Origin of the sequence: Pseudomonas sp. rhizo66 (assembly GCF_031931925.1) — a bacterium.
In the GTDB taxonomy this organism is placed as follows: Bacteria; Pseudomonadota; Gammaproteobacteria; order Pseudomonadales; family Pseudomonadaceae; genus Aquipseudomonas.
The window spans coordinates 35,253-59,961 of sequence record NZ_JAUJWZ010000028.1 but is presented as its reverse complement, the minus strand read 5'-3'; the positions used below and the strand labels follow the sequence as shown (position 1 = coordinate 59,961).

The following is a 24,709-nucleotide window of genomic DNA, read 5'->3' as shown; positions in this document are numbered from 1 at the left end:
GGCTGATGGCGGTGCAGATTGCAGTGATCGATGACTGGCAGGACGTGGCCCGCGACGTGGTCGACTGGTCGGTGCTCGAGAGTCTGGGGGACGTGACGTTCGAACACGATTACCCGGCAGACAACGCCACACTGGCCGAGCGCCTGGGCCGCTATCAAGTGGTTTGCGTGATGCGCGAGCGCACGCGCTTCGACGAAGACTTGCTCAAGCGCTTGCCCAACCTGAAATTGCTGGTCACCGGCGGCATGCGCAACGCGGCGCTGGATATGCAAGCGGCCGCCAGGCTGGGCATCAAGGTCTGCGGCACCGACAGTTACAAGCACGCCGCGCCAGAGTTGACCTGGGCGCTGATCATGGCGGCCACGCGCAATCTGGTGAATGAGGCCAACGCCCTTCGCGCCGGTCATTGGCAACAAGGGCTGGGCGGCGATCTGCACGGCAAGACCCTCGGGATTCTCGGTCTGGGCAGTATCGGTCAGCGCGTCGCGCAGTTTGCTCAGGTGTTCGGCATGCGAGTAATTGCCTGGAGCGAAAACCTCACGGTCGAACGGGCTGAGCAGGTCGGCGTGACGTACGTGAGCAAGCAGGCACTGTTCGAGCAGGCCGATGTGCTGTCGGTGCATCTGGTACTCAGCGAGCGCAGTCGCGGGCTGGTCGATGCGCAGGCACTGGGCTGGATGAAGCCGACGGCGCTGCTGGTCAACACCGCGCGCGGGCCGATTGTCGATGAGGCGGCGCTGATCAAGGCGTTGCAGAAACAGCAGATCAGCGGGGCGGCGCTGGATGTGTTCGAACAGGAGCCGCTGCCAGCGATGCACCCGTTTCGCACACTGGACAATGTGTTGGCGACCCCACATGTCGGGTATGTCAGCCGGCAGAATTATGAGCAGTTCTTTTCGCAGATGATCGAGGATATTCAGGCTTGGGCGGCTGGTAATCCAATCCGTGCGTTAAATTAACCCCGCTGTAGGAGCTGCCGAAGGCTGCGATCTTTTGATCTTCGCTTTTAAAGGCAAAATCAAAAGATCGCAGCCTTCGGCAGCTCCTACAGGTGTTGTCTGGAGTCAGCCCATCAACAAACTGCCCGCACCATAACAGTGCAGCCACATCTCTCGCTAGCACAAATTCGTGACCGATCAGTCACCGTTTTCGCCCTCCCTCGCAAAAAAACCTGCACTTCGTCGGTGCGTTTCCCCCTGCAAAGCACGGTGCACGCGGACCACCAACCGATTGTCGAACAATTTACCCATTTGCTCTGGCCCGCTCTAGGATCTGGCCTAGACTGACGTTCGCGGGGTAAAACCGACCGGTCACATTGCCGAAAAAAAGTCGAAACTTTTGCGCGCGGCGGCAGGTCATCTGAAAGACAGGGCCATAGCGACTGGTGCAATCCTTGCAACGGCCCGTTCACCCATTCTGCTTGCGCGTGTTGGGTAGCGTTTGCTCACCGATGCGTGGCGCGTTTGCGCCCGGCCACAGGACTTGGCTACGGACATCGCTTGTTCAAGACAAGAATCAGATCAACGAGACGGGAGATTCACATGATCAGTGCGGCATTGGAAATTCAGGGAGAGCGTGCTCAGCAGGCGGTTGGTGAATCGAGCACCATCAGTGTTCCTGGCAGCCGACAGATCAACGTCCCCGGCACCAAAACGCTGACTCCGGTAGCGAGCCAGAACCCCAACAAGAAGAAAGTATTGTTCGTCACCTCGGAAATCGCCGATCTGGTCAAGACCGGCGGTCTGGGTGACGTTTCCGCCGCCCTGCCCCGGGCCATGGCCCATCTGCACGACGTGCGCGTGTTGATCCCCGGTTACCCGCAGGTGATGCACAGCGAAAACCCGATCCACATCATCGGCGAACTGGGCGGCCACGCAGCGCTGCCACCGTGCAAGATCGGGCGCATGGACATGCCGGACGGTCTGGTTATCTACGTGCTGATCTGCCCCGAACTCTACGAGCGCGAAGGCTCGCCTTACGGCGCCAATAATGGTCGCGACTGGCCGGACAACCACATCCGTTTCGCCCGCCTCGGCCTGGCCGCCGCCGACATCGCCGCCAACCTTGCACAAATTCACTGGTGCCCGGATCTGGTGCACGCCCATGACTGGCCGGCCGGTCTCGCGCCTGCCTATATGCACTGGCGCGGGCAGCGCACGCCGACCCTGTTCACCATTCACAACCTCGCCTATCAAGGCGTGACCAGCCTCGGCTCCTGCCCTGAGCTGGGCATTCCCGCCCATGCCCTGCAACAGGAAGGCATGGAGTTCTACGGCAAGATGTCGTTCCTCAAGGCCGGCATGGCGTATTCGAGCCACATCACCACGGTCAGCGCTACTTACGCGCAGGAAATCACCACCCCGGATTTCGGCTGCGGCCTCGACGGTTTTCTCGCCGCCAAGACCCAGCAAGGCTTGCTCAGCGGCATCCCCAACGGCATTGATGAAAGCTGGGACGCCGCCACCGACCCGCACCTGTTCGCACCGTTTGCCATCGGCGACTGGGACGGCAAAGCGGTCAACGCTGCCCATGTGCGCGAACTGTTCGGCCTGAATGATTCCACCGGCCCGCTGTTCGCTGTGGTTTCGCGCCTGGTCTATCAAAAAGGTCTGGACCTGACGATAGCGGTATCCGAGTACATCGTGCAGAACGGCGGCCAGATCGCCATCATCGGTCGCGGCGAGCCGGAAGAAGAACAAGCCATGCGCGAACTGGCGCTGCGCTTTCCCGGGCAGATCGGCGTGCGCATCGGCTTCAATGAAACCGACGCCCGACGCATGTTCGCCGGCAGCGATTTCCTGCTGATGCCTTCGCGTTACGAGCCTTGCGGTCTGAGCCAGATGTATGCGCAGCGTTTCGGCTCGCTGCCGGTGGCGCGCAATACCGGCGGTCTGGCCGACACCATTGAAAACGGGGTCACCGGTTTCCTCTTCGATGAGTCCACTGCTGAAAGCTATCAAGAGGCCCTGAGCCGCGCGTTCAAGGTGTTCGCCTTTCCCGAACTGCTCAACGCCATGCGCTGCCGGGCGATGGCTGCGCCGTTCAACTGGTGCAAAGCGGTTGAACCGTACGCCGACCTCTACGAACAACTGGTCGCCAAGGCGCTGGGTAAAGCTCACCACAAATAACCAGGGAGGTTCACCACGATGCCGTTACGGTCTACTGAAACCTGGCCCCACGGCGCGATCATGCTGGACGCCGAACACACGCAGTTTGCGCTATGGGCGCCGGATGCGTTTTACGTGAGTGTCGAACTTGAAAATGGCCAGTCGCTGCCGATGCTGTCTCAGGCAGACGGCTGGTTTGTGCTCAAGGCCCGCTGTCCGGCGGGCACCCGTTATCGCTACAACATCGACGGCGAACTGGAGGTGCCGGACCCGGCCTCCAGGGCCCAGGATGGTGACCTCGACCGCCACAGCGTGGTGGTCGATCCGCTGGCCCATCAATGGCGACACACTGCCTGGCGCGGCCGGCCATGGAGCGAAGCAGTCATCTACGAGTTGCACGTCGGTGCGCTCGGCGGCTTCGCGGAAGTCGAACAACATCTGGCGCGCCTCGCAGGCCTGGGCGTCACCGCCATCGAACTGATGCCGCTGGCGCAGTTCCCCGGCGACCGCAATTGGGGATATGACGGTGTTTTGCCCTACGCACCGCAAGCCTCCTACGGCACGCCGGAACAACTCAAACACCTGATCGACAGCGCCCACGGCCATGGTCTGGCGGTGATTCTCGACGTGGTTTACAACCACTTCGGCCCTGACGGCAATTACCTGCATCGTTATGCAAAAGGCTTTTTCCGCGAGGACAAGCACACGCCGTGGGGCGCGGCGATCGATTTCCGCCGTAGCGAAGTGCGCGAGTTCTTCATCGAAAACGCGCTGATGTGGCTGCTCGAATACCGCTTCGACGGCCTGCGCCTCGACGCTGTACATGCCATCGAGGATCCGGACTTTCTCAGCGAAATGGCCCAGCGCATCCGTCAACAGATCGACCCCACCCGGCATGTCTGGCTGACCGTGGAAAACGAACTCAACCAGTCGAGCCTGCTGGAATACGACTACGACGCGCAGTGGAATGACGACGGGCATAACGCCCTGCACGTCCTGCTCACTGGCGAAACCGACGCCTATTACGCCGACTACGCCGCCCAACCCACCGAGCAATTGGTGCGCTGCCTCAGTCAGGGTTTTGTTTTCCAGGGGCACATCACCCGCCACGGCGAACCGCGCGGCGAGCCCAGCGAACACCTGCCCTCCACGGCGTTCGTGCTGTTCCTGCAAAACCACGATCAGATCGGCAACCGCGCATTCGGCGAACGCCTGCATCACCTGGCCGATCCGCGCGCCGTGCAGGCAGCGACCGTGTTGTTGCTGCTGTCACCGATGATTCCGCTGATGTTCATGGGCGATGAGTTCGCCGCCGAGCAGCCGTTCCTGTTTTTCACCAGTCACCACGGCGAACTGGCGGAACTGGTGCGTGAGGGACGCCGCAATGAATTCGCCGCATTCAGCGCCTTCACCGATCCGCACAAGCGCGAGCAGATTCCCGACCCGAATGCCGAAAAAACCTTCCACGCCTCACAACCCAGGTTGATCGGCAATGGCAACCTGAAACAGCAGGAAACCCTCGCGCTGTACCAGAAGCTGCTGCAGTTTCGCCATCAATACATCATTCCCCATCTGTCCGGCACGCAAGCGCTCGGCGCCCATATGCTCGGTTATGGCGCGGTCAGTGCGCGCTGGCGTCTGGGCAATGGCAGCGAGCTGCGAATTGACCTGAACCTCAGCGACACGCCAGTGGTCAACCCTCCACAGACCGAGGCCGTGTGGCTGTTTCAACAGCCATCCAGCATCGATCTATCGGAATCGGGCGAACTGCCCGCGTATTGCGCGCTTGTCAGCCTCACGGCCGCAACCCCTTTGCAACCTCTGGATGGAGAGCGCCTATGAGCGATGCGCAACTGGAAATACTTGCAAGCCGCGCCGGCCTCGCCGTCGACTGGATCGACGCCAACGGCCGCCCGCAAAAAGTCGCGCCGGCGGTGCTGCGCAATGTCCTGATCGGACTTGGCCACCCCGCCAGCACGGCGCAGGAAATCGACGCCAGCCTGTTGGAACTGCAAGCGGCGCAACAAGACCGCCACCTGCCGCCATTACTCACCAGCGATGTCGGCGTCGGCCTTGATCTGGGTCGGTATTTCGCCCCGCAAACGCCGTGTGAAATTCACCTTGAAGACGGCTCGCGGCTGAATCTGAAACTCGATTCCGAAGCGATATTGCCGGGGCTGATTCCGGTCGGCTATCAACAGGTGCACATCGGCGATCAATATTTCACCTTGGCCGTGGCCCCGGAACGTTGCTTCAGCGTCGGCGATGCGGTCGATAACCCGATTCCGCGGGCGTGGGGCCTGAGTGCGCAGTTGTATTCGCTGCGCCGCGCCGGCGACGGTGGCTTCGGCGACACTCAAGCGCTGGAAGACCTGGTTCGCGTGGCCGGTGAACGCGGCGCCGATGCGCTGGCGATCAGCCCGTTACACGCCATGTTCAGCGCCGATAACGGGCGCTACAGCCCTTATTCGCCGTCCAGTCGGCTGTTCCTCAATCCTCTGTACGCCGCCCCCGGCGCAATTCTCGGTGAGCGCGCCTTGCGTGATGCGATCGACGCGACCGGCCTGGCCGAACAGTTTGCGCAACTGGAGGACCTGACCCTGATCGACTGGCCGAGCGCGGCCGAGGCCAAGCAAAAACTCCTGCAGGCGTTGTACGAGGGTTTTATCGCCGGTGAGCATCCGCTGCACGCGGACTTCGCCAGTTTCCGCCATGCCGGTGGTGAAGCGCTGGAAAACCACTGTCGTTTCGAAGCGATTCAGGAAATGCGCGCCGCCCGGGGCGAAAACCTCGACTGGCGGCAATGGCCAGAACACTGGCACGACCCACGCGGTGCGGCGCTCGAAGCGTTTGCCGAGGAATACGCCGAACGCATCGGCTACTTCGCTTTTTGCCAATGGCTGATCCACCGTTGCCTGGAGCGCGCGCAAACCGCCGCACGCAGCGCCGGCATGGGCATTGGCCTGATCGCCGATCTGGCGGTGGGTGCCGATGGCGCCGGCAGTCAGGCCTGGAGCTTTCAGGATGAACTGCTCGCCTCGCTGACTGTGGGCGCACCGCCGGACATTCTTAATCGTTCAGGCCAGGGCTGGGGCATTTCCGCGTTCTCGCCGGAAGGCTTGATCCGCAATGGTTTCCGCGCCTTTATCGACATGCTGCGCGCCAACTTCGCCCACGCTGGCGGCTTGCGCATCGACCATGTCATGGGCCTGCAACGTTTGTGGGTGATCCCCAACGGCGCCGCGCCGGCCGATGGCGCGTACCTGTATTACCCGGTCGATGACTTGCTGCGTCTGCTGACCCTTGAGTCCCATCGCCACCAGGCCATCGTCCTCGGTGAAGACCTTGGCACCGTACCCGATGGCCTGCGTGAAAAGCTTATCGCCCGCTCCATGCTCGGCATGCGCGTGCTGCTATTCGAACAGGACAACACCTTTTTCAAACCGATTCTCGACTGGCCGGACAACGCCTTGGCAACCACCAGCACCCACGATCTGCCGACGCTCAACGGCTGGTGGCATGGCCGCGATATCGACTGGAACGCCCGCCTGGGCTTCGTCGACGCCAACGGCGAAATCGAATGGCGCCATCACCGTCAGCGGGAGCGCGAAGGCCTGCGCAGCGCATTGAGCCAGGACCCGCAAAACTTCCGCGAGGAATCCCACGAGGCCGATCAGGTGGTCGATGCCGCGGTGCGTTTCCTCGGCCACACCCGTGCGCCGTTGGTGCTGTTGCCGCTGGAAGATGCGCTGGGCATCAATGAGCAATCCAATCTGCCGGGCACCATCGACACCCATCCGAACTGGTCACGGCGCCTGCCCGGGACCAGTGAGTCGCTGCTCGATGGCGCGGACGCGGCGCGACGTCTGGAATTACTCGCCTGCGCAAGGCTCCAGGCTGCCGAGCGTGACCAATGAACCAAGCGCTCATCCAGCCCCTGCGCGCGACATTGCGCCTGCAATTTCATAAAGGCTTCACCCTCGAACACGCCGTGCCATTGGTGCCGTACTTCGCCCGGCTCGGCATCAGCCACATCTACGCCTCTCCGCTGCTCGCGGCGCGGGCCGGTTCGATGCACGGCTACGACGTGGTCGACCCGACCCAGGTCAACCCGGAACTTGGCGGCGAGCCGGCGCTCCGGCGCTTGGTCAGCACCCTGCGCGAACACAATATGGGCCTGATCCTCGACATCGTCTCCAACCACATGGCGGTCGGTGGCAGCGACAACCCGTGGTGGCTCGATCTGTTGGAATGGGGACGTCTGAGCCCTTACGGCGAGTTCTTCGACATTCAGTGGCACTCGCCGGACCCGCTGATGGAAGGCCAGTTGCTGCTGCCGTTCCTCGGCAGCGATTACGGCGTGGCCCTGCAGGAAGGCACGCTGAAACTGCACTTCAATGCGCAAACTGGCGGCTTCCATGTCGAGCACTACGACCATCACTTTCCGATCTGCCCGAATGATTACGGTGAGCTGCTGAGGGCCGAGGAAGCGTTGAAGCCGTTGGCCGATCGTTTCAGCGCCCTCAGCTATCAGACCGATGCCCATTCACTGGCGATTCCGCTCAAAGAAGAATTGCGCCAACTGGCGAGTCATCCGTCAATCGCCGAGGCCATCGAAAACAACCTCAAGCATTACGATTCGACCAGCGAAGAAGGCTTCCACAAGCTGCATCAACTGTTGGAGCGTCAGAGCTATCGCCTGGCGAGTTGGCGCACGGCGGCGGACGACATCAACTGGCGGCGCTTTTTCGACATCAACGAGCTTGGCGGGCTGCGCGTTGAGCGTCCGGCGGTGTTCGAAGCCACCCACGGCAAGATTTTCCAGTTGATTGCCGAAGGGCTGGTCGACGGTTTGCGCATCGACCATATCGACGGCCTCGCCGATCCGCGCGGTTACTGCCGCAAACTGCGGCGCCGGGTTGATCTGCTGGCGCCGGGCAGGCACTTGCCGATCTACGTCGAGAAAATCCTCGGCGCCGGCGAAACCCTGCACCGCGACTGGGCGGTGGACGGCACCACCGGTTATGAATTCATGAATCAGCTGTCGCTGCTGCAACACGATCCGGAGGGCGAACACGTGCTCGGTGATCTCTGGCAACGGCGAACCGAACGCCCGGCGGCGTTCATCGAGGAAGCACAACTGGCGCGTCAGCAGATCCTCAACGGCTCGCTGGCCAGTGATTGCGAAAGCGTCGCCCAGGCCCTGCTGCAAGTCGCCCGAGATGACCTGATGACCCGCGACCTGACCCTCGGTGCGATCCGCCGGGTGTTGCAGGCGTTGATCGTGCACTTCCCGGTCTATCGCACGTATATCAGCGCGATGGGCCGCTCCGAGCAGGACGAAAAGTTCTTCCAGCACGCCATGGACGGTGCACGACAGACACTCGGTGAAGGCGACTGGCCGGTGCTCGATTGCGTCGCTGCGTGGCTTGGCGGCACGCCGTGGCGGCGCAAACCGCGCGGTCGCTCACGGAAGATTCTCAAGCATGCCTGCGTACGCTTTCAGCAACTGACCTCACCGGCAGCGGCCAAAGCCGTGGAAGACACCGCGCTGTATCGCTCGGCCGTGCTGCTGTCGCGCAATGACGTCGGCTACAACACCGAGCAGTTCAGCGCCCCGCTCAGCGATTTTCATGCGGTCAATCAGCAACGGCTGAGTGAATTCCCCGACAACTTGCTGGCCACCGCGACCCACGATCACAAACGCGGCGAAGACACCCGCGCACGTCTGGCCGTGCTCAGCGAGCGCAGCCATTGGTACGCAGAGCAGATCGAGTTGTGGCGCGCCCTCGCCCGCCCGGTGCGCGTCGACGATCAGATGCCGTCGAGCGGCGATGAGCTGATTCTCTATCAAGCCTTGCTGGGCAGTTGGCCGCTGCAATTGCGTGACGACGATCAGGCGGGTTTCGCCGACTACGCCAAGCGCATCTGGCAATGGCAACAGAAAGCCTTGCGTGAAGCGAAACTGCAAAGCAGTTGGAGCGCGCCGAGCGAAAGCTATGAAAACGCCGCGCAAGCGTTCACCGAAAAGCTCCTCACCGGAGAGGAAGGCGAGCTGCTGCGCGCCGCGCTGAGCAAGACCGTCAACAGCATTGCTGCGGCCGGCGCGCTCAATGGCTTGGCGCAAACCTTGCTGCGCATGACCGTGCCGGGGGTGCCGGATCTGTATCAAGGCAATGAGTTCTGGGACTTCAGCCTGGTCGATCCGGACAATCGCCGGCCGGTGGATTACCCCGCTCGCGAGCAGGCCTTGCACGCGCCATTGCCACCTGTGGAACTGCTGGCGAACTGGCGTGACGGGCGCATCAAGCAAGCCTTGATCGCCGAAGTGCTGAACTTGCGGGTCGAGCATGCCGAGCTGTTCCGCCGGGGCACTTACCAGGCCCTGGAAGTGCTCGGCAGTCAGGCGCACAACGTGCTCGCATTTGCCCGTGAGCACGAGGGCAAGCAGGCCATCGTGATCGTACCGGTCCGTTGCGCCACCCTGCTGGAAAACGGTGCTGTACCTCAGGTCGATGCGCTGCGCTGGGGCGATACGCGGGTGGTTTTACCGTTCGCCGCCTCTGCGACAAACCTGAAGGGACTTTTTTCAAGCCGCGCAGTCACAAAAAACAGGGAGCTGAATATCAGCGACGCGCTGGGGGATGTCCCGGTCAATCTCTTTATCCAACACTTAACACAAGCATGAGTTCAGTTCAGGAGCATTGCGATGAGTACCGACGATAAACGCATTCGCGAATTCGCCTATCAAATCTGGGAATCGGAAGGTCAGCCTGATGGTCAGGAGGCACGCCATTGGGAGATGGCGCGCAAGCTCGCTGAAGCTGAGGCCCTGGCACCGAAGAAACCGCCAAAAGCCGCCGGCAGCAAAGCGGCTGGCAAAACGGCCGAGGCCAAGGCCCCGGCCACCAAGCCGAAACCACCGGCCAAAGGCAAACCGGCAGGCGCCGCGAAAGTGATTCCGCCGGGCGAAAAAGCCGCCGAGAAAAAGCCTCGGGCGGCGAAGAAGCCTTCGGCGATCTGACGCTCTAACCGGATTATTGAACTGAATGATTGTGTGGCGGGTTCGCTCGCCACAGAAGGCTGACTCGCCCTTAAGAAACACACAAAACCCTGTGGGAGCGAGCCTGCTCGCGAAGACGTTGGCACATCCGACATCTCTGTCAGCTGACCCACCGCTTTCGCGAGCAGGCTCGCTCCCACAGGGGATCAGTGTCAACTGAACCATCCCGATTTTTGCAGGAGCAATCATGACCCGTCCAACGAAAGCCGAACCCACCGCACACGCCGAGCCGTCGAGAATCCGTGAAGGCCTGCCCTTCCCGCTTGGTGCGACCTGGGATGGTCTGGGGGTGAACTTTGCCCTGTTTTCCGCCAACGCCACCAAGGTCGAACTGTGCATCTTCGACGATGCCGGCGAAGTCGAACTCGAACGCATCGAACTGCCGGAATACACCGACGAGATCTACCACGGCTACCTGCCCGACGCACACCCGGGGCTGATCTACGGCTACCGCGTCTATGGCCCGTACGACCCGGCCAACGGTCACCGCTTCAACCACAACAAATTGCTCATCGACCCGTACGCCAAGCAATTGGTCGGCCAACTGAAATGGTCAGAAGCGCTGTTCGGCTACACCATCGGCCACCCTGACGCTGATCTCAGTTTCGATGAACGCGACAGCGCGCCGTTTGTGCCCAAGTGCAAAGTCATCGACCCGGCGCACACCTGGGGCAATGACCACCGCGTCAGCGTGCCGTGGGACAAGACCATCATTTATGAAACCCACGTGCGCGGCATCAGCATGCGTCACCCTTCGGTGCCGGAGAACGTGCGCGGCACCTTTGCCGGGCTGATGGTCGACGATGTCCTCGAACACATTCGCAAGCTCGGCGTGTCCACCGTCGAGTTGCTGCCGATCCATGCCTTCGTCAACGATCAGCATCTGCTGCACAAAGGCATGACCAACTACTGGGGTTACAACAGCATCGCGTTTTTCGCCCCGGACCCGCGCTACCTCGCCAGCGGCAAGATTGCCGAGTTCAAGGAGATGGTCGCGCACCTGCACGAAGCCAATCTCGAAGTGATCCTCGACGTGGTCTACAACCACACCGCCGAGGGCAACGAACAAGGTCCGACCCTGTCGATGCGCGGTATCGACAACGCCTCGTACTACCGCTTGATGCCCGACGACAAGCGCTACTACATCAACGATTCCGGCACCGGTAACACCCTCGACCTGAGCCACCCGTGCGTGCTGCAAATGGTCACCGACTCGTTGCGCTACTGGGCCAGCGAGATGCATGTCGACGGTTTCCGCTTCGACCTGGCGACGATTCTCGGTCGTTATCACGACGGTTTCGACGAGCGTCACAGCTTCCTCGTGGCTTGCCGCCAGGACCCGGTACTGCGTCAGGTGAAAATGATTGCCGAACCGTGGGACTGTGGCCCCGGCGGCTATCAGGTCGGTAACTTCCCGCCGGGTTGGGTCGAGTGGAACGACAAGTTTCGCGACACCGTGCGTGCGTTCTGGAAAGGTGACGACGGCCAGGTCGCCGATTTCGCCAGCCGCATGACTGCCTCCGGCGAGATGTTCAACCAGCGCGGGCGGCGGCCGTACTCTTCGGTGAACTTCATCACCGCCCACGACGGTTTCACCCTCAACGATCTGGTGTCTTACAACGACAAGCACAACGAAGCCAACGACGAGAACAACCAGGACGGCAGCAACAACAACCTGTCGTGGAACCACGGCGTCGAAGGCCCGACTGACGATCCCGAAATCAATGCGCTGCGCCATCGGCAGATGCGCAATTTCTTCGCCACCCTGCTGCTCGCCCAAGGCACGCCGATGATCGTCGCCGGCGATGAATTCGCCCGCACCCAGGACGGCAACAACAATGCCTATTGCCAGGACAGCGAGATCGGTTGGGTCAACTGGGACCTGAGCGAGGACGGCAAGGCGTTGCTGAAATTCGTCAAGCGCCTGATCAAGTTGCGTCTGGCTTATCCGATTCTGCGTCGCGGCCGTTTCCTGGTCGGCGAGTACAACGAGGACATCGGCGTCAAGGACGTCACCTGGCTGGCACCGGACGCCACCGAGATGACCACCGAGCATTGGCACGATGCGCACAACCGTTGCCTGGGCATGCTGCTCGACGGCCGCGCGCAGGAAACCGGGATCCGCCGCAAAGGCGCGGATGCGACCTTGTTGCTGGTGGTCAACGCCCACCACGACATCGTCAATTTCACCTTGCCGGAAGTGCCGGAAGGCAGTTTCTGGACCTGCATGATCGACACCAATCAGCCGTCGATCCGCGGTCAGGAGCGCTTCGATTTCGGCCACGAATACTCGGTCACCGGGCGCTCGCTGCTGCTGTTCGAACTGCAACGTGATGAAGAAGACTGATATGGATCTGCACCGTTATCTGAGCCGACGTCCAGCGGATTATCCGCACACCGCAGCCCTCGGCGATTGCCTGCGGGCATTGGTCGAGGCCGGGCTGGATCGTCTGCCGTTGCCGGGCAGTGGGCGCACGCTGGAGCGTTTTCAGCGGTTGGCGGAAGTCGGCGGGCATGATCTGGGGTTGTGCAAACTGTTCGAGGGCCACACCGACGCACTGGCGATCATTGAGCAACTCGGCGGCTCGCCTACGCCGGGCAGCACTTGGGGCATGTGGGCAGCGGAACCGCCGCAGGCACGGGTCAACGTCAGCCCGGCCGGGCACATGGTCGCGCTGCATGGACGCAAGGCATGGTGCTCCGGCGCCGCCGTGCTCAGCCATGCCCTGCTCACCGCTTGGGATAGCGATGATCAGCAACAACTGGTCGCCGTCGCCCTCGATCAACCAGGCGTCACCGTCACCGAGCAAGGTTGGCAAGCGGTGGGCATGGCGGCTACTGGCAGCGTCGAGGTGCTGTTCGACGGTGCCGAAGCACAGGCCATCGGCAATCCCGGCGATTATCTGCAACGCCCGGGTTTCTGGCAGGGCGGCATCGGTATTGCCGCGTGCTGGTACGGCGCGGCTCGGCAAATCGCCGACGCGTTGCGCATCCAGTGTGAGCAACGCCCGGAACCGCACGCCCTCGCCCATCTCGGCGCAGTCGACAGCGCCTTGCAGGCAGCGGCGGATGTCTTGCGTTTCAGCGCTTTGCACATCGATGCCCATCCCGAGGACAACGCCGAATTGCTCGCCCGCCGTGCCCGTGCGGTGGTCGAGCAGTCGGCCGAACAGGTCATGCGTGAAGTCGGCCGCGCCCTCGGCGCCGCGCCGTTTTGCAAGGATCGGCACTTTGCCCGGCTCAGCGCCGATCTGCCGGTGTTCCTGCGCCAGAGTCACGCCGAACGGGATCTGGCCGCACTCGGCCAACTGCTGGCCGGGCAGTCTTCGGAGGCATGGACGCTATGAAAACCAATCCGATTGTCGGCCAGGGTACCAGCCTGCATCAGTGGCAGGCGTCGCGGCACCTGGCGGAGCTGGACAGCATCGACATCCTCAGTCTGGTGCCACCGGGCGCGCGAGCGGTGATTGTCGCGCCGCACCCGGACGACGAAGTGCTTGGTTGTGGCGGTTTGCTGCAATTGCTCGCCGAGGCCGGCCGGCCTCTGCAGCTGATTTCAGTCACTGACGGCAGTGCCAGTCACCCTGGTTCCAGTCGCTGGCCGGTGGAACGTCTGAGCGTAGTGCGCCCGCAGGAGTCAGCCGAAGCGCTGCGCCGCCTCGGTTTGCCGATGCATCGGGTGAAGTGGCTGCGCGGTGGTTTCACTGACACGCAGGTCGCGGCTCAGGAAGCTGAGCTGGTCGATTTCATCGAGCAGCACCTGCGCCCCGATGATGTGCTTTTCACCACCTGGAGCGAGGACGGTCATTGCGACCACGAGGCCGTAGGCCGCGCCAGTGTCGAGGCTGCCCGACGGGTCGGTGCGACTTGCCATGAACTGCCGGTGTGGACCTGGCACTGGGCAACCCCGGAGGACGCCTTCGTACCGTGGCAGCGAGCGCGCAAGATTCTTCTGACGCCGGCGCAAGTCGCACGCAAGCGCCACGCGGTGCACGCGTTCGCCAGTCAACTGGAAGGCGATGCTGACGCCGGACTCGGTCCGGTGCTCGCCCCGTATGTGCTCGATCGCCTCTTACAGCCCTTCGAAGTGGTGTTTCTATGAGTGTCGAGGATCGCTATTTCGACGGTTTGTTCGCCGGTAACGACGACCCGTGGGCGTTCCGCGAGCGCTGGTACGAACAGCGCAAACGCGCAATCACCCTCGCCGCCCTGCCGCGTCCGCACTATCGGGCAATCTTCGAGCCGGGTTGCGCCAACGGCGAGCTGAGCGCCGAACTGGCCACCCGTTGCGATCGATTGTTGTGCTGTGACACCGCCAGCGCGGCGGTGACATTGGCGCGCACCCGTTTGAGCCTGTTCGATCACGCCGAAGTGCGACAAAACCGTCTTCCCGGCGACTGGCCGGAGGAAAAATTCGACCTGATCGTATTTAGCGAGATCGGCTACTACCTGGATAGTCAGGATCTGACAGAAGTGATCCGTCGGGCCAGTGAATGCCTGACTGCCGATGGCCAGTTCCTGGCCTGTCACTGGCGCCCGCCCATCGATGGCTGTCCACTGAATGCGCGACAGGTTCACGACCTGATTCACGAAAAACTGCATCTGCCACGCTTGGTTCTGCATCAGGAAGCGGACTTCATCCTTGAGGTGTGGAGCCGCGAACCACGCTCGGTGGCAGCACTGGAGGGCTTGCGATGATCGGCATTCTGATCCCGGCGCACAATGAGGAGGATCTGCTCGACGACTGCCTGAGCGCGGCCATGCGCGCCAGTCGCCACGGTTTGCTGGCCGGTGAAAAGGTTGAAGTGCTGGTGGTGCTCGACAGCTGCACCGACCGCTCGGCGCAGATTGTCAGCCGCTATCCGGTGCTGAGCCTGCACATCGACGCTCGCAATGTCGGCCAGGCCCGGGCGGCCGGCGCGCAGCTATTGCTGGAGCGCGGCGCGCGCTGGATCTCTTGCTCGGACGCCGACAGCCGCGTGGCCGACGACTGGCTGGTGGCGCAACTGGGTTTGGGTGCCGACGCGGTATGCGGTACCGTCACCGTCGAACGCTGGCACGAGTCGTTCGATGAAGCGGCGCAAATCCGCTATCACCGGGATTACCGGGCCTGCGATGGCCATCGGCATATCCACGGTGCCAATCTGGGCATCAGCGCCGACGCCTATCGCTGGGCCGGAGGCTTTAAACCGCTGGCCTGCGACGAGGATGTGCAGTTGGTGCGGGAGCTGGAACTGGACGGCGCCAACATCGCCTGGAGCCATCGCCCGCAAGTGCTCACCAGCGCACGCTTCGACAGCCGTGCGCGCGGCGGCTTCGGTGACTATCTGCGAAATCTGGCACAGATGGAGCAAAAAAAAGCGGATCAGATTGATCTGTGACGCGACGAACTTCGCTTCATGAGCAATACTCTGCTGCGCGGCAATCCAGGGTTCGGAGCGTCGCAAGGCATTCAACCCGCCTTCACGGGTCGCTGGCGTCTGGCAATCACCGCCAATCGCACGACTGAGGGCCGAACAACACAAGGACGTCACACCATGAAACCGTTATCCCTCAGTGACAGCAGTCTGCCGGCGCAAATCTGGAACAGCGCCGCGCAACTGGACAACATTCCCGTCATCAATACCTTGAGCCTGGTTCCCGCCGGCGCCCGCGCCGTGATCATCGCCCCGCATCCGGGTGATGAAGTGGTCACCTGCGGCGGTCTGCTGCAACTGCTATCAAGTCTCGGTCATCCACTACTATTGCTGTCGATCACCGATGGCAGCGCCAGCCACCCGGGTTCGCGGCAATGGTCGGAAAAGCGCCTGAGCGTGTTCCGCCCCCAGGAAAGCGTCGAAGCCCTGCGCCGTCTCGGTCTGCCGATGCACAGCCTGAAATGGGTGCGCGGCGGCTTCACCGACAGCGCCCTGTGCGATCAGCAGGACCAGGTAACCGAGTTCATCAGCCGCTACCTGCGCCCCGGCGACGTGGTGTTCAGCACCTGGCGCGGCGATGGCAACGACGACCACGAAGCGGTGGGCCGGGCCAGTGCGCAAGCGGCGGAACAAGCCGGCGCGACCTTCCACGACGTACCGGTCTGGGCCTGGCACTGGCCTGAACGCGATCAGCAGATGATCCCTTGGGAGCGTGCGCGCAAACTGCGCCTCGACACCTGGACCGTGGCGCGCAAGAGCCACGCCACCCACGCTTACGCCAGCCAGCTGAAGGGTGAACCGGCGATTGGTATTGCACCGATGCTGCCGCCGGTGATTCTGGAAAGAATGCGTTTGCCCTACGAAATCGTCTTCGTCTGACAAGTACCCTGTAGGAGCTGCCGAAGGCTGCGATCTTTTGATCTTGATCTGCAGAAGCAGATTCAAAAGATCGCAGCCTCGTTTCACTCGACAGCTCCTACAGATGAATGGCGCCCCCAAGCAAAAGGAACTGCCGCCCCTCCCCATCAGTCGCATGAATAAGCGGCCCGCAATCCAGAGGAGTGAACGTGTCCAGCGATCCCAAGCGTCATGTTGTCGACGCGCCCGTCATTCATCGTCTCAGGGTGCTGACGGTCAATACCCACAAGGGTTTCACCGCATTCAACCGGCGATTCATTCTGCCGGAACTGCGCGAAGCGGTGCGCAGTACCTCGGCCGACCTGGTGTTTCTGCAGGAAGTGGTGGGTGAACACGAACGGCATTCGAACCGTTACAACGAATGGCCACAAACCTCGCAGTACGAATTTCTCGCCGACAGCATGTGGAGCGATTTCGCTTACGGGCGCAATGCCGTTTATCCCGACGGCCATCACGGCAATGCGCTGCTGTCGAAATACCCGATACGCGAGTACCGCAACCTCGACGTTTCGATCACCGGCCCCGAACGTCGTGGCCTGTTGCACTGCGTGCTCGACGTCCCGGGGCACGCCGAAGTCCATGCGATCTGCGTGCATCTGAGTCTGCTCGAAAGCCATCGGCAATTGCAGCTGCAACTGCTCTGCCAGTTGCTCGAATCCCTGCCCGACGATGCCCCGGTGATCATCGCCGGTGATTTCAACGACTGGCAGCTTCAGGGCAACGTCGCCCTCGGCCGTCGCGACTACCTGCACGAAGCCTTCGAACGCCACCACGGGCGCCCGGCCAAGACCTACCCGGCGCGCTTTCCGTTGCTGCGGCTGGACCGTATTTATTTGCGCAATGCCAGCAGCCATGACCCGCAAATCCTCGGCAACAAGCCGTGGACGCATCTGTCGGATCACCTGCCGCTGGCGGTCGAGGTGCACCTGTAAACGCATTAATGACAGCAAAATCCTATACGGCAGATTCACACTCCTTGTGCCCTTTCAGTGCCGGCAGACCTTCTGTCGGTAACTAAAGCCCTCTAAGCCGGGGCTTTCATTGCGTTTTTCCATGCAAACAACCACTTAGTTATGTGCAGAAAAACAAACGCTTGCAGATCCTGTTTTACGGCTACCGCTCATCGTTCAATTTCTTGACGTGCGGGCACGACTCTTCTTATCTCTACCTTACTACCCCCGGAATCACTACCGGGACGAACCTCCGGACACTCGCGAAATCGAGCGGCCACGGTTCGCCCCGCTCCATTCGGTCGCCCCTCGTTCGGGGTAGGAGAGACGCCACATCGAGATGCCGCATGCGCCTGCAAGGTAGACCTCCATGAGAACTTCAATCGGCCCACACGAGATCAAAATCACTTTCTGCACAGTGTCGAGTTCTATCTTGCTGTGCTCATCCATGGAGGCGCAGGCCGGTCCTGCGGCGGATGAAACCACCCCGTGGTATCGCGCGGATGTCCCCGTGCTGACGCTGCCCACCACCGTCATAACGCCCGAGCCTCGCCGCCTGAGCCCACGGCCAGACTTGCAGGGCGCCGACCTCATCACAGAAGATCTTGCCCCCGGCGCGTGGGACCTGCTCTATGGTCGCAGCGCCCGGCAAGCGCAAACCGATGTGCTTGCCTCAGGCTTCGCAACACCCGGCAGCGGTGACGTCAAAGGTCCGGCGGTGCTGACCGTTCGAGGCGCCAACCATACCCAGACCCTCGGCCTCATCGGCGGTGTCAACCAGATTCAGGCCAATGGCAACGGCGTACTCACCAGTCGCGCCTTGGCCGACCCGAACAGCGACACCCTCAATCTCCAAGGCCAGAGCCTCGGCGCCTACTACAGCCTCACCGGTGCGCAAGGCTGGCACGTAGACCTGTCGGCCAGCGGTGGCCGGGTCAGCGGCTTCAGCCGCAACGGTCAAGGCGCCCGGCAAGCCACCGAAGGCAGCGCCATGACCTTCTCGGTGGAAGGCGGTTTTCCGATAGGTTTGAGTGACAACTGGGTGGTCGAACCACAGGCGCAGTTGATCAATCAACGCATTACCCTCGACACACCCTACGCCGGCTCGGGCAATGCATCCTCCACCGATCTGACGGCGTGGAGTGGCCGCGTCGGCGCACGCTTGAAAGGCAGTTACGATTTGAATGGTCTGCCGGTCGAACCCTATGTGCGCACGAACCTCTGGCACACCGTTTACACCGGTAGCACGGTGACGCTGGATCAGGTCGACAAGATCAGCAGCAGCCGCAAGTCCTCCACCGTTGAGTTGGGCCTGGGACTGGTAGCGCGGGTGACGCCGGTGGTGAGTCTGTATGTCAGTGCCGATTACAGCAGCGATGTCGATGACAATGATTTGAACGGGTTGATTGGCAGCCTTGGGGTGAGGATGCGTTGGTGAGCGGTGGGCCGGATTTTGAAGATGCCTGAACCGGCGCCTTCGCGAGCAGGCCCGCTCCCACATTTGGAATGTATTTCCCCTGTGGGAGCCAGCCTGCTCGCGAATGCAGCGACACGGTTTTAGATCAACCTTCAGGTTTGAGGATCAACACCGCCAACGGCGGCAGATTCAGTTCCAGCGACAGCGACTGACCATGACTCGGCACCTCCTCGGTAAACGCCCCGCCGCCATTGCCGTAATTGGAACCGGCATAGGTGTCGGCATCGCTGTTGAGCAATTCGCTCCAGCGCCCGGCAAACGGCACACCGACGCGATAAGCCTGACGCGGCACCGGCGTGAAGTTGGCCACCACCAGCACCGGTTTACCCTCCTTGCTCCAGCGCAGCCAGGCATAAACGCTGTTGATTGCATCGTCGCCGATCAACCACTGAAAACCCTGCGGCGCGTCGTCTTGATCGTGCAGCGCCGGCTCTTCGCGATACAGCCGATTGAGATCGCCGACCAGTTTCTGCACGCCTTTGTGCTCGGAATACTGCAGCAGATACCAGTCCAGCTGTTGATCATGATTCCACTCGCGCCACTGGCCAAACTCGCAGCCCATGAACAACAGCTTCTTGCCCGGATGCGTCCACATGAAACTCAGATAAGCGCGCAGGTTGGCGAATTTCTGCCAGCGATCGCCGGGCATCTTGTCGATCAGTGAATGCTTGCCGTGCACCACTTCATCGTGGGAAATCGGCAGGATAAAGCGCTCGGACCAGGCGTACACCAGACCAAAACTCAACTCGTTGTGATGGTGCGCGCGGTACACCGGATCCTGCTGAATGTAATGCAGCGAATCGTGCATCCAGCCCATGTTCCATTTGTAAGCGAAACCCAGACCGCCCTGCTGCGTGCTCTGGCTGACACCCGGCCACGCCGTGGACTCTTCGGCGATCACCAGCGCACCCGGCGCTTCCAGCTCAACCACGTCATTCAAATGGCGAAGGAAGTCGATAGCTTCCAGATTCTCCCGACCGCCATGGCGGTTCGGCACCCATTCGCCGGCCTTGCGCGAATAGTCGCGGTACAACATCGACGCCACCGCATCGACGCGCAGGCCGTCGACGTGGAAATGCTTCAACCAGTGCAGCCCGGAAGCCAGCATGTAGCCGTGCACCTCAGTGCGCCCGAGGTTGTAGATCAGCGTGTCCCAATCCTGATGGAAGCCTTCCAGCGGGTTGCCGTACTCGTACAGCGCCGTGCCGTCGAACTGGGCGAGACCGTGGGTATCGGTAGGAAAATGCGCCGGCACCCAGTCGAGAATCACACCGATTTCGGCCCGGTGGCAGGCGTCGACGAATTCGGCAAACTGCGCCGGCGAGCCATACCGCGCACTCGGGGCGAATTGCGACAGCAGTTGATAACCCCAGGAGCCGCCAAACGGGTGCTCCATGATCGGCATCAGTTCGATATGGGTGAACCCCAATTCCTTGACGTAAGGAATCAGCCGTTCAGCCAACTCCGGCCAGGTGTACTGGCGGGCGACTTCGCCGAGATCATCAAGTTCGCATTGCCATGAGCCAGCGTGCAGTTCGTAGATAGACAGAGGTGCCGAATGCTTCTGGCGGTCACGGCGGCTGCTCATCCATTCGTGATCCTGCCAGTCGATTTGCAGCGGCTCGGCGACTTTCGACGCGGTGTCCGGCGGCAGGCTGGTGGCCAGTGCCATCGGGTCGGCCTTGAGCGGCAGAATGCCGTGGGCGCCGAGAATTTCGTATTTGTACAACTCACCCGCTTGCAGGCGCGGAATAAACAACTCCCAGACCCCGGACGGATGACGCAAACGCATTGGATGGCGACGCCCGTCCCAGACGTTGAAGTCGCCGACCACCGACACGCGCCGGGCATTCGGCGCCCACACGGCGAAGCGCACGCCGTCGACACCATCGACGGTTTTCAGTTGCGCGCCGAGGCAGGCACTGAGGTCGCGATGATTGCCCTCGGCGAACAGATACAAATCCATCTCACCGAGCAATTGACCGAAGCTGTAAGGATCTTCCGCCACCTGCTCGCCACCGGCCCAACGCGTGCGCAACTGGTACGGCCGCGCCTGATCGAAATGACCGACAAACAGCCCCGGGGTTTCGGTCTGCTCCAGTGGACCGCGTTCTTCGCCGCTGTCCTTGTCCAGCACCACGACACTCAACGCACCAGGTAGATAGGCGCGAATGAACTGCCCACCAGCGCCATCGCCGTGCGGGCCAAGAATGGAAAAAGGGTCGTGATGTTCAGCGCGGACCAAGGCATCGATATCTTTCGCCGAGGGCAGCAATGCTTCTTTGACCATACCCTGTTCCTTGTTCGAGAAACTCATGACTACTCTCCACCAAGATCGGAAAAGGGTTTAAGCCCCGTCAACAACCCGTACAAACCGTGCAATGGCACGGGCAACCACGTGGGGCGATTTTCGGCTTCATAGGCCACTTCATAGGCCGCCTTCTCCAGGCCGAACAACGCCAGCGCGGCGTCGGCACCTTCAGGATCTTGCCAGGCATGATCAAGACTAGCTGCCGCGCGGCGATATGCCTGAACAAATGCCTCGCGGGCCTCGCGCAGATAACGCTCGGCCACCAGACGCCGCGCCGTTTCAGACTCGCCGCTGTGGTCAACGTTGTGCACGTTGATGGTCATTGCGGCCGCGTAATCGAACGAGCGCAGCACGCCGCTGACATCTTTGTACGGACTGTGTTTGCCACGCCGCTCGCTCAATGGCCGCGCCGGTTCACCCTCAAAGTCGATCAGATAGGCATCGCCCTTGATCACCAGCACCTGGCCCAAATGCAAGTCGCCGTGGACGCGAATGCGCAAACCGCCGACGGCTTTTTTCGCCAGATCCTGCACGTGGGCGAGGATGGTTTTCTTCTCGTCGACCAGCCTCTTCACCAGTCTCTGATCCGCTGCGCTGAGTTCGCCCTGATGCTGCTTGAGCAGTTTCAAAGCATGCTCGACCTGGGCCACGACATCCTTGCCCGTCGCCTGCATATCCTTGACCGTCGACACCTGCGGGGCGAAGTCGGCATTGTCGGTGGGCGCGGCGAGCACCTTGTGCATCTCGCCCAGACGCTGACCGAGCATCCCGGCAAAAACCCTCAGCTCGCCGAGGGCGTTGTAATGCTGTTCCTGCTCTGACATGGCATCGGCCAGTTCATCGCGCAGCGCCCGCTCGAGGTTGTTTTGCGTCCACTCCCAGGCGTCGCCCTGATTGCTCAGATAGCCTTGAGCGATCATCAGCAGGTTGTCTTCGCCCTGGGCGTCGCGGCGAATCACCGAGCCGAGCAGCGGAGAGATATTGGCAAATCCGGCCTCGGTCAGGTAAGCGCTCATCTCCAGTTCCGGGTGTACGCCAGAAGCGACTTTTCGTATCAGCTTGAGCACCAGGCTGTTGCCGATCACCACCGAACTGTTCGATTGTTCGGCGGACAGATAACGCACTTCCGACTCAGCTCCGAGGCCTAACGTTTCCAGATGCGCCGTCGGTGCAAAGCGGATTTCGCCCTCGCTCGACTCCAGTACGGTGTTGTTCTGCATGCCTTGCAGCACCGCACGAACAAAGGTTTCAAGGCTGAACGCGTCAGTAATCAAGCCGACCTGTCGTACACGGCGTACACGGGACAAGGCCAATTGCTGCGGCAGCGCCGGGCCGACCTGATCCTCGGAAATGAAACCGAACGGCAGTTGATAGCGACTGGTCTGCCCACCGCTGGTGACTTCGATTTCGCTGAGCAACACCGGATGCTGCGCATCGCCGAAACGCACGCCATAAGCCAGATGCACTTTTTCGATGGCCGCGTCCTTGCCGGCGAACCAGCGCCGATTCTGCAGCCAGCTCGGCAGGATGCTTTGCTCCAGCGTCGTACGCGACGGCGCTTCGAGCAGCTCTTCCATGCGTTTTTTCAGCACCAGCGTGGTGAAGTCCGGCAGGCTTTGCGCCGGTTCCACGTGCCAGCTCGGCATCTGGTTTTCTGCCGCCAGGGCGAACCAATAGAAACCATACGGCGCGAGGGTCAGGAGGAAATTCAACTGGCCAATCGGCGGGAATGCGTTACCGCCGAGCATCTCCACCGGCACCATGCCGACGTAGGCCGACAGGTCCAGCTCCACCGCTTGCGCACTGCGCGAAACGTTGGCCACGCACAGAATGATTTCGTGCTTGCCATCGGCATCGGTGAATTCGCGGGTGTAAGCCAGCACGCGACGGTTGTTCGGCGACAGCATTTTCAAGGTGCCGCGACCGAAAGCCTTGGACTGCTTGCGCACAGCGAGAAGACGTCGGGTCCAGTTAAGCAGCGAATGCGGGTCGCCAGACTGGGTTTCGACGTTCACCGACAGATAGCCGTATTGCGGATCCATGATCGGCGGCAGCACCAGACTCGCCGGGTCGGCGCGGGAGAAACCGCCGTTACGGTCGATCGACCATTGCATCGGCGTACGCACACCGTCGCGGTCGCCCAGGTAGATATTGTCGCCCATGCCGATTTCGTCGCCGTAATACAGGGTCGGCGTGCCGGGCATCGACAGCAGCAGGCTGTTGAGCAGCTCGATGCGGCGGCGATCACGCTCCATCAACGGCGCCAGACGACGGCGGATGCCTAGGTTGATCCGCGCGCGACGGTCAGCGGCGTAGTAATTCCACAGATAGTCACGTTCTTTATCGGTGACCATCTCCAGTGTCAGCTCATCGTGGTTGCGCAGGAAAATCGCCCATTGGCAATTGGCGGGAATTTCCGGGGTCTGGCGCAAAATATCGGTGATCGGGAAGCGATCTTCCTGAGCCAGAGCCATGTACATGCGCGGCATCAGCGGAAAGTGGAACGCCATGTGACATTCGTCACCGTTAACGCCCTCAGCATCGGTATCACCGAAGTAAAGCTGCGTGTCTTCCGGCCATTGGTTGGCCTCGGCAAGCAGCATACGGTCGGGATAATTGGCGTCGATCTCGGCGCGGATCTGCTTGAGGACGTCGTGGGTTTCCGGAAGGTTTTCGTTGTTGGTGCCGTCACGCTCGATCAGGTACGGGATCGCGTCGAGACGCAGACCATCAATGCCCATGTCCAGCCAGTAGCGCATCACCGACAACACGGCTTTCATCACTTGCGGATTGTCGAAATTCAGGTCCGGTTGGTGCGAATAGAAACGGTGCCAGAAGTACTGGCCGGCGACCGGGTCCCAAGTCCAGTTGGATTTTTCCGTGTCGAGAAAAATGATCCGCGTGCCGTCGTATTTCTGGTCGTCATCCGACCACACGTAAAAGTCCCGCGCCGCCGAGCCGGGTTTGGCCTTGCGCGCACGCTGGAACCACGGGTGCTGGTCGGAGGTGTGGTTGATGACCAGTTCGGTGATCACCCGCAAGCCGCGTTTGTGCGCCTCGGCGATAAAACGCTTGGCGTCGGCCATGGTCCCGTAATCGCTGTGCACGCCACGGTATTCGGCGATGTCGTAGCCGTCATCGCGGCGTGGCGAGGGATAGAACGGCAACAGCCAGATGGTGTTGACGCCGAGGTCGGCAATGTAATCGAGTTTGGCAATCAGGCCGGGAAAGTCGCCGATACCGTCGTTGTTGGAGTCGAAAAACGATTTGACGTGAACTTGATAGATCACCGCGTCCTTGTACCAGAGCGGGTCTTTGATAAAGGTGGCTGCCTTGGGTTTCTTCGCCATGTGAAACTCCTGAAAAATTCGTTTCTGCACAGAATCTGATTGTGCTGATCCCCCTGTAGGAGCTGCCGAAGGCTGCGATCTTTTGATCTTGTTTCTAAAAGATCGCAGCCTTCGGC

General features: G+C 61.4%; 16 protein-coding genes. 14 read left to right on the top strand and 2 right to left on the bottom strand.

The window, feature by feature from the left end; genetic code table 11:
- Positions 1-5 precede the first annotated feature (5 nt).
- The 14 genes from QZR14_RS26055 to QZR14_RS25990 all read left to right on the top strand — a co-directional run bounded on the left by QZR14_RS26055 (position 6) and on the right by QZR14_RS25990 (position 18,893).
- Entirely contained in the window at positions 6-959 is a 954-nt protein-coding gene (locus QZR14_RS26055) for a D-2-hydroxyacid dehydrogenase family protein (protein ID WP_311998104.1), read from the top strand.
- Between the two features lie 582 nt (positions 960-1,541).
- Positions 1,542-3,128: a glycogen synthase GlgA gene (glgA, locus tag QZR14_RS26050; protein ID WP_311998103.1), complete on the top strand. Its 1,587-nt coding sequence runs from the start codon at positions 1,542-1,544 to the stop codon at positions 3,126-3,128.
- An 18-nt stretch (positions 3,129-3,146) separates the two neighbouring features.
- Positions 3,147-4,949, top strand: coding sequence for a malto-oligosyltrehalose trehalohydrolase (gene treZ, locus QZR14_RS26045; protein WP_311998102.1), 1,803 nt, complete (start codon positions 3,147-3,149; stop codon positions 4,947-4,949).
- Positions 4,946-7,024, top strand: coding sequence for a 4-alpha-glucanotransferase (gene malQ / locus QZR14_RS26040; protein ID WP_250604965.1), 2,079 nt, complete (start codon positions 4,946-4,948; stop codon positions 7,022-7,024). Before treZ ends, malQ begins: the two co-directional genes overlap by 4 nt.
- Positions 7,021-9,795: a malto-oligosyltrehalose synthase gene (locus QZR14_RS26035; protein WP_311998101.1), complete on the top strand. Its 2,775-nt coding sequence runs from the start codon at positions 7,021-7,023 to the stop codon at positions 9,793-9,795. The genes malQ and QZR14_RS26035 overlap by 4 nt, the downstream gene beginning before the upstream one ends.
- A 21-nt stretch (positions 9,796-9,816) precedes the next feature.
- The gene (locus tag QZR14_RS26030; RefSeq protein ID WP_311998100.1) at positions 9,817-10,131 is read left to right on the top strand and encodes a DUF2934 domain-containing protein; all 315 of its coding nucleotides are present in this window, start codon (positions 9,817-9,819) and stop codon (positions 10,129-10,131) included.
- A gap of 226 nt (positions 10,132-10,357) precedes the next feature.
- A complete protein-coding gene (gene glgX / locus QZR14_RS26025) occupies positions 10,358-12,517 on the top strand; it encodes a glycogen debranching protein GlgX (protein ID WP_250604960.1) in 2,160 nt (719 codons plus the stop codon).
- A 1-nt stretch (position 12,518) separates the two neighbouring features.
- A complete protein-coding gene (locus QZR14_RS26020) occupies positions 12,519-13,517 on the top strand; it encodes an acyl-CoA dehydrogenase family protein (RefSeq protein WP_311998099.1) in 999 nt (332 codons plus the stop codon).
- On the top strand, positions 13,514-14,272 hold the full coding sequence (locus tag QZR14_RS26015; RefSeq protein ID WP_250604956.1) for a PIG-L deacetylase family protein: 759 nt from the start codon (positions 13,514-13,516) through the stop codon (positions 14,270-14,272). The genes QZR14_RS26020 and QZR14_RS26015 overlap by 4 nt, the downstream gene beginning before the upstream one ends.
- Positions 14,269-14,868: an SAM-dependent methyltransferase gene (locus QZR14_RS26010; protein ID WP_311998098.1), complete on the top strand. Its 600-nt coding sequence runs from the start codon at positions 14,269-14,271 to the stop codon at positions 14,866-14,868. The genes QZR14_RS26015 and QZR14_RS26010 overlap by 4 nt, the downstream gene beginning before the upstream one ends.
- Positions 14,865-15,551, top strand: coding sequence for a glycosyltransferase (locus QZR14_RS26005; RefSeq protein ID WP_016985209.1), 687 nt, complete (start codon positions 14,865-14,867; stop codon positions 15,549-15,551). The genes QZR14_RS26010 and QZR14_RS26005 overlap by 4 nt, the downstream gene beginning before the upstream one ends.
- 156 nt (positions 15,552-15,707) lie before the next feature.
- Positions 15,708-16,466, top strand: coding sequence for a PIG-L deacetylase family protein (locus tag QZR14_RS26000; RefSeq protein ID WP_250604950.1), 759 nt, complete (start codon positions 15,708-15,710; stop codon positions 16,464-16,466).
- A gap of 188 nt (positions 16,467-16,654) precedes the next feature.
- Entirely contained in the window at positions 16,655-17,437 is a 783-nt protein-coding gene (locus QZR14_RS25995; protein WP_250604948.1) for an endonuclease/exonuclease/phosphatase family protein, read from the top strand.
- A gap of 388 nt (positions 17,438-17,825) precedes the next feature.
- Complete coding sequence (locus QZR14_RS25990) at positions 17,826-18,893, top strand: autotransporter domain-containing protein (RefSeq protein WP_250604946.1); 1,068 nt, start codon at positions 17,826-17,828, stop codon at positions 18,891-18,893.
- Positions 18,894-19,017: 124 nt separating this feature from the next.
- On the opposite strand, the gene glgB is transcribed toward QZR14_RS25990, so the two are convergent.
- Positions 19,018-21,249: a 1,4-alpha-glucan branching protein GlgB gene (gene glgB, locus QZR14_RS25985; RefSeq protein WP_311998097.1), complete on the bottom strand. Its 2,232-nt coding sequence runs from the start codon at positions 21,247-21,249 to the stop codon at positions 19,018-19,020.
- Positions 21,250-21,251: 2 nt separating this feature from the next.
- Positions 21,252-24,593 (bottom strand): maltose alpha-D-glucosyltransferase, encoded by a 3,342-nt coding sequence (gene treS, locus QZR14_RS25980; protein ID WP_311998096.1) that lies wholly within the window; start codon positions 24,591-24,593, stop codon positions 21,252-21,254.
- Between the last annotated feature and the right edge of the window lie 116 nt (positions 24,594-24,709).

Excerpts from the sequence above, each read along its gene's own strand:
- QZR14_RS26055 (WP_311998104.1), top strand. The coding sequence starts at position 6 with ATGGCGGTGCAGATTGCAGTGATCGATGACTGGCAGGACGTGGCCCGC.
- glgA (WP_311998103.1), top strand. The coding sequence starts at position 1,542 with ATGATCAGTGCGGCATTGGAAATTCAGGGAGAGCGTGCTCAGCAGGCG.
- treZ (WP_311998102.1), top strand. The coding sequence starts at position 3,147 with ATGCCGTTACGGTCTACTGAAACCTGGCCCCACGGCGCGATCATGCTG.
- malQ (WP_250604965.1), top strand. The coding sequence starts at position 4,946 with ATGAGCGATGCGCAACTGGAAATACTTGCAAGCCGCGCCGGCCTCGCC.
- QZR14_RS26035 (WP_311998101.1), top strand. The coding sequence starts at position 7,021 with ATGAACCAAGCGCTCATCCAGCCCCTGCGCGCGACATTGCGCCTGCAA.
- QZR14_RS26030 (WP_311998100.1), top strand. The coding sequence starts at position 9,817 with ATGAGTACCGACGATAAACGCATTCGCGAATTCGCCTATCAAATCTGG.
- glgX (WP_250604960.1), top strand. The coding sequence starts at position 10,358 with ATGACCCGTCCAACGAAAGCCGAACCCACCGCACACGCCGAGCCGTCG.
- QZR14_RS26020 (WP_311998099.1), top strand. The coding sequence starts at position 12,519 with ATGGATCTGCACCGTTATCTGAGCCGACGTCCAGCGGATTATCCGCAC.
- QZR14_RS26015 (WP_250604956.1), top strand. The coding sequence starts at position 13,514 with ATGAAAACCAATCCGATTGTCGGCCAGGGTACCAGCCTGCATCAGTGG.
- QZR14_RS26010 (WP_311998098.1), top strand. The coding sequence starts at position 14,269 with ATGAGTGTCGAGGATCGCTATTTCGACGGTTTGTTCGCCGGTAACGAC.
- QZR14_RS26005 (WP_016985209.1), top strand. The coding sequence starts at position 14,865 with ATGATCGGCATTCTGATCCCGGCGCACAATGAGGAGGATCTGCTCGAC.
- QZR14_RS26000 (WP_250604950.1), top strand. The coding sequence starts at position 15,708 with ATGAAACCGTTATCCCTCAGTGACAGCAGTCTGCCGGCGCAAATCTGG.
- QZR14_RS25990 (WP_250604946.1), top strand. The coding sequence starts at position 17,826 with ATGAGAACTTCAATCGGCCCACACGAGATCAAAATCACTTTCTGCACA.
- glgB (WP_311998097.1), bottom strand. The coding sequence starts at position 21,249 with ATGAGTTTCTCGAACAAGGAACAGGGTATGGTCAAAGAAGCATTGCTG.
- treS (WP_311998096.1), bottom strand. The coding sequence starts at position 24,593 with ATGGCGAAGAAACCCAAGGCAGCCACCTTTATCAAAGACCCGCTCTGG.